Annotated in this window: 8 protein-coding genes; 6 read left to right on the forward strand and 2 right to left on the reverse strand. The window is 68.7% G+C overall.

Annotation, left to right across the window (positions count from 1 at the left end):
* Window positions 1–107: 107 nt before the first annotated feature.
* Window positions 108–1,481: a Ca2+-dependent phosphoinositide-specific phospholipase C gene (locus tag CAP_RS30420; protein ID WP_044247238.1), complete on the reverse strand. Its 1,374-nt coding sequence runs from the start codon at window positions 1,479–1,481 to the stop codon at window positions 108–110.
* A 479-nt stretch (window positions 1,482–1,960) separates the two neighbouring features.
* Between CAP_RS30420 and CAP_RS30425 the strand changes: the two genes are divergently transcribed.
* Window positions 1,961–2,557 (forward strand): DUF938 domain-containing protein, encoded by a 597-nt coding sequence (locus CAP_RS30425; protein WP_044247239.1) that lies wholly within the window; start codon window positions 1,961–1,963, stop codon window positions 2,555–2,557.
* 13 nt (window positions 2,558–2,570) lie between these two features.
* Here the strand turns inward: CAP_RS30425 and CAP_RS30430 are convergent, their stop codons facing one another.
* On the reverse strand, window positions 2,571–3,707 hold the full coding sequence (locus CAP_RS30430) for a hypothetical protein (protein ID WP_044247241.1): 1,137 nt from the start codon (window positions 3,705–3,707) through the stop codon (window positions 2,571–2,573).
* A 318-nt stretch (window positions 3,708–4,025) separates the two neighbouring features.
* Between CAP_RS30430 and CAP_RS30435 the strand changes: the two genes are divergently transcribed.
* The 5 genes from CAP_RS30435 to CAP_RS55235 all read left to right on the forward strand — a co-directional run.
* Window positions 4,026–6,011 (forward strand): type VI secretion system Vgr family protein, encoded by a 1,986-nt coding sequence (locus tag CAP_RS30435; RefSeq protein ID WP_052376354.1) that lies wholly within the window; start codon window positions 4,026–4,028, stop codon window positions 6,009–6,011.
* Window positions 6,008–6,964 (forward strand): AAA family ATPase, encoded by a 957-nt coding sequence (locus tag CAP_RS30440; protein WP_044247242.1) that lies wholly within the window; start codon window positions 6,008–6,010, stop codon window positions 6,962–6,964. The genes CAP_RS30435 and CAP_RS30440 overlap by 4 nt, the downstream gene beginning before the upstream one ends.
* A 9-nt stretch (window positions 6,965–6,973) precedes the next feature.
* A complete protein-coding gene (locus tag CAP_RS30445; protein ID WP_044247244.1) occupies window positions 6,974–7,405 on the forward strand; it encodes a DcrB-related protein in 432 nt (143 codons plus the stop codon).
* A gap of 20 nt (window positions 7,406–7,425) precedes the next feature.
* A complete protein-coding gene (locus CAP_RS30450; protein WP_044247246.1) occupies window positions 7,426–7,851 on the forward strand; it encodes a DcrB-related protein in 426 nt (141 codons plus the stop codon).
* Between the two features lie 48 nt (window positions 7,852–7,899).
* The coding region (locus tag CAP_RS55235; RefSeq protein WP_503129129.1) for a PAAR domain-containing protein at window positions 7,900–9,211 on the forward strand (1,312 nt) is incomplete at its 3' end.

Raw genomic sequence — 9,211 nt, forward strand, 5'->3', positions numbered from 1 at the left:
GGGGTAGCGACTATCGGGAGCGTAGGGACCGAAGGTCCCTGCTCCAGGGTACGCAGTACCATCGGGAGCGTAGGGACCGAAGGTCCCTGAATTGCCGTACGCAGTACTCAGAAGATGTCGAAGCGCTGGGCGCTCGTGCCATTGCAGTCGTAGTGCCAGAGCTGCACCCCGGGGGAGGTGCTGCTGTTCGGCACGTCCATGCAGCGATTCTCCTTGCCGACCCAGGAGCCGTCCTCCTGCAGCCGCCACTTCTCGCTCGCGCCGCCGTCGCAGCGCCAGATGTGGTGCTTGTCGCCCCGGTCGCCGTCGCCGCTGTCGATGTCGTAGCAGTAGGCGTTGTTGCCCTTGCTCAGGAGCTGCGTCTCGTCGGTGTAGATCCAGCGCTGGTTCGCGTCGCTGTTGCAGTGGAACTGGATGATGTCGGAGCCGTTCTGGTAGGAGGCGTTGGCCACGTCGAGGCACAGACCGCTGTTCTCGTTGGCGAGGTTGAACTCGACGGGGACCGAGCGCCGCACCCCCATGTAGGGGAGCTTCCCTCCGAAGGTGTTGAAGCTCTCGCGGCTGATCATCGACGCCCCCCAGCCGACCGCGAGGTACATCGTGTGGAACTGATCGAACAGGCTGCCGCCCCAGAGGTTCATGAGCTGGCGGTTGTTGTTGGCCGAGTTCGCGAGGTGCCTCCAGCCGCTGCCTGCCTCGACGTTGCCGCAGATCACCCACTTGTTGGTGTCGTACTCGTCGAAGTCGTCCGCGTTGCCGTGGTAGGTGAAGTCGCCCGCGCTGCCGGCATTGGGGCACACGAAGAAGTTGGCGTCCCCCTGGTGAATCCGGACGTAGTTCTCCTGGTTGTCGTTCTTGTCGTTGATGGGCCCGCCCATGATCAGCACGATCACCTTGCCGCGTAGCGCGTCGATCGTCGGCCAGCCCTTGAAGTACACCCCGGCGCGGATGTTGTCGTACTGCGTGAAGTCTTGCAGATCTCTGGGGCGAAAGAGCTTGGTGCCGAGTTCCTCGCCGATCTGGTGGTGCAAGATGCTGTGCTGCAGATCGCTCCAGGCGACGAAGGCGTTGCTCACCCCGACCTTCAGATCGATCTGCAGCGTGATCGGCTCGTGCCCCGGGTGCGCGTTGCTCCAGGTGCGGATCTTGGCCAGGCAGGCCCGCAGATCCCCCTGGCAGTTGTTGGCGTTGTCCGGGTCACCGGCGCTGTGCTTGACGGGGAACTGGAAGTAGAAGTTCGGGAACTCGTGGATGTCGATCTCGAGGGCGCGGAAGCCTAGCTGGAGGGCGTCCTCCAGGTTGCCGAACTTGCTGGGGTTGTAGGTGTTGTGAGGGCGCGCGAAGTAGGCGCGATCGTACGGCAGGGAGCCGTGGATGCTGCCCGCGCTCGGTGCATTGGCGAGGGCCTCTCCCGCGCTCGACGCGGCGAGGAGGCCAGTGACGAAGCCAAAGAGGCCATGGCGCAATGTCTTCGGGTGCATGAGGGCTCGCTCCGGGGGGCGCACCGCGGAAGCTTGAGATGGTCGCATGCATCTCGGGGCCGTGGGCGCGCGGATAAGGGGAAGGCACGCCGTCACGGCGCGATGGCGTCGCGGTGCAGCGTCGGACGACGACTGGTCCAACGACCGGTGCAACGACCAGTCCAACGACCGGGCCGCGCAGCTCCGGTGTGCGCGTCCTCGCACTGGAGCGGTCCTGCGGGTGGGATCGCGCGTCGAACAGATGCGCCGCCAGATGACGCGGCCGCGCGGATCGCGCGAGATCAGGACGAATCGCGTCGCATCCGCGCGAACTGCGCGATCCGGGCAACGTTGCCCGGATCGCGCCGTCGCGGGCGACGTTGCCTGGATCGGGACGTCGTCCGGTGCATCCTGCGACGCCTACACCAGCGACGCATCCTGCGACGCCTCATGGACGAGGGCTGTCCGCGCCGGCTTCGCGGTGGTAGAGCGGGTGTCCCGTGAAGCGCATCGCCCCTGCCGCGGACCGCAACAAATCCCCCATCCTCGGCGTGCTGCGCCCGCTCTTGCCTGACGGCGCTCGGGTGCTCGAGATCGCGAGCGGGACAGGGCAGCACATGATCCACTTCGCCTCCGCGCTGCCCACGGTCACCTTCCAGCCGAGCGACGCCGATCCTGCCGCGCTGGAGAGCATCGAGAGCTACCGCGCGGAGGCCGGGCTCTCGAACGTCGCGCCACCGGTCCTGCTCGACGCGGCCTCGGCGTCATGGCCCGTCACCTCCGCCGACGCGGTGGTGTGCATCAACATGATCCACATCTCCCCCTGGTCGAGTTGCGAGGGCCTGTTCCGGGGCGCCGCGCGCATCCTGCCGCCGGGCGGGGTGCTCGTGCTCTACGGGCCCTACTGCTTCTCGGGCAGGTACACCGCGCCGAGCAACGAGGCCTTCGATGCGTCGCTGAAGGAGCAGAACCCCGCGTGGGGCGTGCGGGACATCGACGATCTCTCCCGCCTCGCCACCGAGACAGGCTTCGTGAACGAGGCCATCACGGCGCTGCCGGCGAACAACCACGTCCTGGTGTTCCGCCGGCAGGCGTGAGGCTTGAGGCGCGCTACAGCGCCTTCCGGTAGACGCGGTACTTCTTGTACAGCTCTGCGCCCATCGAGCGGATGCCGAGGTTGATGGGGGCGTCGTCCTCGCGGGTCCACGACAGCTCGCCCCAGCGGTAGCCCTTCGAGATGCCGCGCTTCGCGACCTCCACGTACATCGCCGCGGAGAGGCCGCCGTAGCGCTTCACGTTGCTCCGCAGCTCGCGGCGGATCCCGAGGAGCATCAGCCGCGACGACCGCGGGTGCTTCACCTTCAGCCGGAAGGCCGCCTTCGCCCAGCCGAAGGGCAGGAGCTTGCCCTCCAGATCGCGGATCGCCTCGTTCATGTTGGGCAGCATGATGCACATGCCCATGGACTTGCCGTTCACGTCGGCCATGAAGGCGATGTCGGGGTCGACGATGAGCTTGAGGTCCTTGCCCATCTTCTCGATCTCGTCCGGGAGCGCGGGCACGTAGCCCCACTTGCCCTCCCAGGCGTCGTTGTAGATCTCCATGATGGTCTTGATCTCCTCGTCGAAGCGGGACATGTCGACCGAACGGAGCTTCACCTCGGGGAGGGCCTTGATCTGCTCCCAGGCCTTCAGGGTCCGCTTCGGGAACTCCAGCCGGTCGGTGTACCGCCAGCAGAAGAGGTCCTTCTCCTTCTCGTAGCCGGCCGCCTCCGCGAGGCGCTGCTGGTACGGGCGGGAGTGCGCCATCATGATCACCGGCGGGTACTCGAAGCCCTCGATGAGCACCCCGACCTCCTCGTTCGGGTAGAGCGAGAAGGGCCCCATCACCCGCTTCATGCCCCTGTCGCGCAGCCACTTCTCGGCCGTCTCGAGGAGCGCGTTGGCCACGTTCTGGTCGTCGATGGTGTCGAAGAACCCGAAGAACCCCGTGGCGTCCTTCCACACCCGGAGGTACTCGCGGTCCACGGACGCCGAGCAGCGGCCGACCACGCGCCCGTCCTTCCAGGCGGTGAAGAGCGCGACGTCGGCGTGGTTGAAGAACGGGTTGTGCTTGGGCGAGAGGCGCTGCTTGATCTCGAAGTCGAGCGGCGGCACCCAGGCGGGATCGAAGCGGTAGACCTCGTGGCCTGCGGCGATGAAATCATCGACGTCGCGGCCCGGCGTGTGTTCACGGATCTGGATGGACATGGGCGGTTTCCAGGGGGGGTTCAGACGAAGCGGCGGGAGGATGCGACAGGGCGGTCAGGCAGGTCAAGGCGCGCCTGGCGAGAAAAAGTGAAGGTCCGTTGGAGCACCACCCGCTGATGCGCCCATCGGATCGGCCTCTTCGCAGCGCGCGGAGGGGTCCGAGGGCGCCGGCGCTCGTGTAGACTCGGGCACCCCTCCGGAGGCGCCGAGGCGCCTCCCTGGGCAAGACGCGCAAGACGCGCAAGACGCGCAAGACGCGCAAGACGCGCGAGACACGCGAGACACGCGAGACACGCGAGAAGCGAGAAAGGTGAGGTCATGGTCGCGAGCGCAGTGGGCTCGTTCGTCTCGGAGATGCTGAAGCCGAACCTCGAGCTCAAGGTCGACTCGGGCGACGTGCTCGACGTCCGCTCCTTCAAGATCCGCGAGCGCTTCTCGAACCTGTTCGAGGTGGTGATCACGGCGATGTCGTCGAACCCCGAGATCGACTTCGAGGCGGTGCTCGGCAGGCCGGCGCTGTTCCGGGTCCACAGAAACCGCCTCGTCGCCAGCGCCGACCGCTTCTGGTCGGGCGTGTGCAACCGCATCCAGCAGGTCGCCTCCGTCGTGGAGGAGGAGGGCCTGTCGACCTACGAGCTGACCCTCGTCCCGCGCCTGTGGTTCCTCACCCAGCGCCGGAACTACCGGATCTTCCAGCAGCTCTCCGATCTGGAGATCGTGGTGAAGCTCCTCGGCGAGTGGGGTGTCGAGCACGAGCTCAGGGTCGACCAGGGGGCCTACAAGAAGCGCAAGTACCGGGTGCAGTACGGCGAGAGCGACCTCTCCTTCGTGTCGCGGCTCCTCGAGGACGCGGGCATCACCTACTACTTCGAGCAGGTCGGCGAGGAGACCAAGATGGTCCTCAACGACGCGCCGCAGGACAACCCGCCCCGGGGCCCGATCCAGTTCATCGAGAGGCCCATGGTCGACAAGGACGAGGACTTCGTGACCGAGGTCCGGATCCAGCAGCAGACGCGGCCGGGGCGCTACACCATCTTCGACCACGACTACCGCCGCCCCGCGAGCTACAAGCTCCACGGCACGAGCACCTCGGGCAACGCCATCGAGCAGCTCATGGAGCGGTTCCACTACGTGCCCGGCGCCTTCCTGTTCCGCACCGACGGCCGCGAGCCCACCCCGAGCGCGGACGACAGGGGCCCGGCCCGCCACGACGAGTCCGAGGCCTCGCGCATCGCCCGGCAGCGCCTGGAGGCGAAGCGCGCCTCGGCGAAGTCGGTGACCATGAAGGTGAACGCCATCGACGTCCGCCCCGGCTCCGTCTTCACCATCGCCGACCACCCCCGCCGCGAGCTGGAGAAGCGGCTCCTCGTCGTCGACGCCGTCTACGAGGGGACCTCGTTCGGCGCCTGGTCCCACCAGGTCGAGACCCGCAGCGCCGAGTCGCCCTACCGCCCCCCGCTCATCACCCCCAAGCCCAAGGCCGACGGCTGCGAGAGCGCCACGGTCGTGGGCCCGGCTGGCGAGGAGATCCACGTCGACGAGTTCGGCCGCGTCCGCGTCCAGTTCCACTGGGATCGCGAGGGCAAGATGGACCAGGACAGCTCCTGCTGGATCCACGTCAGCCAGCCCTGGGGCGGCGCGGGCTTCGGCGGCATGAACCTGCCGCGCATCGGCCAGGAGGTGATCGTCGACTTCCTCAGCGCCGACCCGGACCGCCCCGTTATCGTCGGCCGCGTCTACACCAACCTCCAGAAGGTCCCTTACGCCCTGCCGCAGAACAAGACGCAGAGCGGCATCCGCTCGAACAGCTCCCCCTCGAACGGCGGCTACAGCGAGCTGATGTTCGAGGACCGCGCGGGCGGGGAGCTGGTCCGCTTCCAGGCGCAGAAGGACTTCACGGGCCTCGTCAAGAACGACGCCCGCATGAACATCCAGAACGACCGCACCCACAACGTCGGCAACAACGACACCGAGAGCGTCTTCAAGGACCAGACGATCCGCATCGGCAAGGACCGCAAGGTGCGGGTCAAGAACGAGCAGCGCCACAGCGTGGGCAAGGACATCTTCGTCCAGTCGGTGGACGGCAAGACCACCCACAAGTCGAAGGACACCGTCCTCACCTGGAGCGACAAGGCGATCGTCCTCGCGGCCGGCGCGAACTCGTACATCAAGATCGAGCTCGACAAGATCATCATCCAGTCCGGCAACGTCTACATCAACCCGGGGCCCTCCCCGATCACCGCGCCCGAGCAGCCGGAGATCACGGACGCCCAGGAAATCAGAGGGTTCATCGGCCGCCCATGAAGATCCGCAAGCTTTCCGTCGACGGCTTCCGCGGCCTGCCGGACCGCGAGTTCAGCCTCATCGACCCGCGCAGCGACGCGGCGTTCAGCCTCGTGCTCGTGACCGGCCCCCGCGCGAGCGGCAAGACGAGCTTCCTCGACGCGATCATCGCCGCGAAGGAGCAGGTGGGGCCCTACGGCCCCGAGCAGCCCGCGTCGAGCCTGGTGCGCCTCGACGCCACGGCCGCCAAGGTCCGCGTCGACTGGGAGCTGTCGAACGCCGAGCGCGAGCGTTTCGGCATCGGCAAGCGCTCCCTCCTCAGCGAGTCGATCTTCGGCGGCTCGGTCATGCCACCTCCCACGCCCGACCCGGCCCTCGAAGCCCTCCTCTCCACCTACGACCCCGACCCGACCCTCGGCAAGGTCGAGTACTTCCACGCCGCGCGGCGCCTCGCCCTCGGCACCACCATCGACCTCTCCAGGACCGCTGGCGACGCCTTCGACCGCATGACCCGCCTCGGGCGCGACGACATCAAGTACGCCCCCCTCCTGCGGTTCATCGTCGAGGCCGGCCTCGGGCTCGACGTCAACGCCGACGGCACCCCCAAGGCCCCCGGCCGCGTCTCTGCCGCCTTCGAGGCGCTCTGCCCGACCAAGCGCATCGCTGGCCTCTACCGCTCCGGCGACGCCATGCTCCCTGCCTTCCTCGACGCCCAGAACCGCGCCTACAGCCTCGCCCAGCTCTCCGACAGCGAGATCGACGCGCTCCTCTTCGCCGCCACCTTCGTGCGCGCCGGCGTCAACGAGTCCCTGGTGCTCATCGACACCCCGGAGAAGCACCTCGGCGGCGGCGACGCCCGCGAGCTCGTCCTCGCGCTCACCCGCCTCGGGCACGACAACCAGCTCATCGTCGCGACGCGCTCCGAGCCGCTGCTCGCCAGCGTGCACTCGGACCAGGTCATCCGGCTGGGGTAATCATTCATCATGGCGCTCTACGAAGCAGACGAGGTGTCGTTCGAGGTCCCCGACGGGTACGTCGACCGCTCCATGAACATGTTCATCTCCCCGAGCCAGGGCCCCCGGGGCCAGCCGATCAGCGTGGTGATCACCCGCGACCCGCGGACCGAGGAGACGGTGCGCGACCAGGCCATCCGCCTCCTCAAGGACGTCGTCGCCGCGCTCCCCGGCGGCAAGCTCCTCGGCCAGCGCGACCGCGAGGTCGGCGCCCAGCCCGCGCGCGAGGCCCGCCTCCAGGCCGTCCAGCAGCGCGTCCCCACCTACGCCCGGCAGACCTACGTCGGCCACTACGGCACCCTGCTCACCATCACCGTCACCTCCCCGCGGGGCGCCGCCCAGCAGTGCGACGCCCAGACGGAGCGGCTGCTCGGGAGCATGCGGTTCAAGAAGACCCACTGACGCGGAAGAGGCCGTCGACGATGCCGTTCTACCACACGCAAGAAGCAGGCTTCGACATCCCCGCCGGCTGGACCGACGGGAGCGTCAACATGCTCGAATACCGCCGCCCCGAGGGCCTGATGCGGCTCGTCCTCGCGCGCACCCCCGAGGGAGGCAAGGCGCTCTCGGCGCTCGTCGAAGCGCGCCTCGTCGAGCAGCGCCGGCAGCTCCCCTTCTACGAGCTGACCCGCCGCGCCGAGGCTTTGACCGCGGGCGTGCCCAGCATCGAGACCGTGGCCACGTTCCGCGAAGGCGACCAGGTCTCCTACCAGCGCAGCCTCTGCCTCGTCTTCAAGCCCTCGTTCCTGGTGCTCGCCGTGCACGGCCCGGTCGCGCTCCAGGCCGACCTCGACGCCATGTTCGAGCAAGCCGTGACCACCCTGCGCCCCCGGCCCCGAGGCAACTAGCGCCGCCGCCCCGACGCGGCCCCCGAGAGGCAGAACCCGGAGTCCCCCATGGCCGATGACCCGAAGAAAGACCGAGCCGCGCGCATCGACGACCCCATCGCGCACACGCGCGCCTTCGCCGGCGCGATCGCGGGCGCGGTGCTCGGCGCTGTCGTCGGCGTGGCGCTCGTCGCCGCCACCGTCCTCTCCGGCGGCGCCGCGCTCCTCGTCGTCGCCGCGGTCGGCACGGCCCTGTCGGCCACCGCGTTCGGATCGAGCCTCGGCGAATTCCTGGGAAGCAAATTCTTCACGGGGAACATCGACGGAAAGATCATCCAGGGCGCGCGCAGCGTCTTCGTCGGCTCCTACACGCTGAAGGGAGCCCGCGCGACCGACCTCGTGGACTGTCACACCGGCCAGAAGATCGCCTTCGGCTGCAAGACCATTTACATCGAGACCCTGAACGCCGCGCGCTTCGACATGGAGACGCAGTGCTCGGGCAAGATCTTCGACGGCTGCGTCTCCGTATTCTACGGCGGCGACGAGATCCAGGTGCTCCCGAAGCGCGTCGGCGGCGAGGTCGCGCCCTGGTTCTGGTACGGCCGCGAGGTCGTCGACTGGGCGGGGACGCTCCTCGGCCTGTACACCGGCCCCCTCAAGCTCGGCTGGACCCTGTGGAACAGGATCGACGCTGCCGTGTTCGCCCTCGACAAGGCGGCCGGCTACATCGCGACCATCGCCGAGCAGAACGGCTATTTCGGCGTCGCCAAAGCCATCACCACCGTCACTGACAGCGTGCCCTACAAGGTGGTGACCCTCGGCCTCGGAGGCCGGTCCAACGCGACCGGCGTGCGCGACGGCTTCCGCGCCATCCCCACCTCCGGAGGTCCGGGCGGCGGACCTGGCGGAGGTCCGGGCGGTGGACCTGGCGGTGGACCTGGAGGTACGCCTGGCGGTGGACCCGGCGGAGCACCCGGTGGCGGTCCCGGCGGTGGACCTGGAGGTGCGCCTGGCGGCGGTCCCGGCGGTGGACCTGGAGGTGCGCCTGGCGGCGGTCCTGGGGGTAGTCCCGGCGGTGGACCTGGTGGCGGCCCCGGAGGCGCACCTGGCGGAGCACCCGGCGGTGGTCCTGGCGGCGGTCCCGGAGGTGGTCCTGGCGGAGCACCGGGGCCTGGCGGAGCACCTGGCGGAGCGCCCGGAGGTGGCCCTGGTGGCGCGCCTGGCGGCGGTCCCGGAGGTGGTCCTGGCGGAGCACCGGGGCCTGGCGGAGCACCGGGTGGTGGTCCTGGTGGCGGTCCTGGTGGAGCACCTGGCGGAGCGCCCGGAGGTGGTCCTGGTGGCGCGCCCGGAGGTGGCCCTGGTGGCGCGCCTGGCGGAGCAC

Source organism: Chondromyces apiculatus DSM 436 (genome assembly GCF_000601485.1).
Lineage (GTDB): Bacteria > Myxococcota_A > Polyangia > Polyangiales > Polyangiaceae > Chondromyces > Chondromyces apiculatus.

Excerpts from the sequence above, each read along its gene's own strand:
- CAP_RS30420 (WP_044247238.1), bottom strand. The coding sequence starts at position 1,481 with ATGCACCCGAAGACATTGCGCCATGGCCTCTTTGGCTTCGTCACTGGC.
- CAP_RS30430 (WP_044247241.1), bottom strand. The coding sequence starts at position 3,707 with ATGTCCATCCAGATCCGTGAACACACGCCGGGCCGCGACGTCGATGAT.
- CAP_RS30435 (WP_052376354.1), top strand. The coding sequence starts at position 4,026 with ATGGTCGCGAGCGCAGTGGGCTCGTTCGTCTCGGAGATGCTGAAGCCG.
- CAP_RS30440 (WP_044247242.1), top strand. The coding sequence starts at position 6,008 with ATGAAGATCCGCAAGCTTTCCGTCGACGGCTTCCGCGGCCTGCCGGAC.
- CAP_RS30445 (WP_044247244.1), top strand. The coding sequence starts at position 6,974 with ATGGCGCTCTACGAAGCAGACGAGGTGTCGTTCGAGGTCCCCGACGGG.
- CAP_RS30450 (WP_044247246.1), top strand. The coding sequence starts at position 7,426 with ATGCCGTTCTACCACACGCAAGAAGCAGGCTTCGACATCCCCGCCGGC.